The 759-nt window shown below is 38.2% G+C and carries 1 protein-coding gene and 1 pseudogene; both read left to right on the top strand.

The genetic code is table 11. From position 1 onward, the window contains the following. Nucleotides 1-95: 95 nt before the first annotated feature. Entirely contained in the window at nt 96-218 is a 123-nt protein-coding gene (locus tag H5073_RS18440; RefSeq protein ID WP_259394951.1) for a hypothetical protein, read from the top strand. A gap of 167 nt (nt 219-385) precedes the next feature. After that, nucleotides 386-759 (top strand): annotated as a pseudogene (locus tag H5073_RS17985) (hypothetical protein); the annotation flags it as partial.

Here is a 759-nt window from a genome sequence, read left to right as displayed (position 1 = left end):
TATTGTTTTACGTTGGCTGGGCTGATTTGTTGTCCAAGAGTTTTGATTTTGGAAGTAAATAGGATAGCTTAATAAACAGTAAGGTGGCTGGCTTCGTGGCGTTACAGAATCCAACAAAAATGCCTGGATTCGATTTTGAAGCAAGTACTTGGGGACAATTCTTGTATGGTGTGCAAAACAGTATTTTCACTCAGAAAGGCTGGATAACAGGAGATTAATACATTTAATGAAAACGTTATATGCCCCCCTCCCTCCGGAGGGGTGGGATTATTGGTTTAAAACTGAGACCCTAACTAACTTCAATGGTTTCTTCTTTGTTATTGGTGCGCTCTTTTTTGTGTATAAATACCAAGAACAGAATCAAATAAGAAACCTCTTAACATACGTGAAGGTTATAATAGTAGGCAATATTTTAGCCTATATGTTGTTTACTGCGGGAATAGACGGCGATCGAGTAAGATATCAAGTATACATGGATAATAGCGCTAAACTTGAAACCTTTAGTGGGGTGATTGAGTTTGTCGGCGATAAAAAAAAGGCTTGGCCTGGGCATTTCCATAAATACGATGATGATTATCTCTGGGATGTGTTCACTATTATTACACCAGACGATGAATGGAACGTTATTTGGCATATTCAGACGCGAGAACACTCCGACTTAACTAAGCCACCCTGTTACGAAGGGGATATTTTTACTTTGTTATTACCCTATGTCGGTAAAAAAGTCACAATCAGGTATTTCAGTTTTATTTCGAGTTA

The organism is Shewanella sp. SR44-3, from assembly GCF_014163735.1.
Classification (GTDB): domain Bacteria; phylum Pseudomonadota; class Gammaproteobacteria; order Enterobacterales; family Shewanellaceae; genus Shewanella.
The sequence above is the reverse complement of the archived record's forward strand: the minus strand, read 5'-3'. Positions and strand labels throughout refer to the sequence as shown.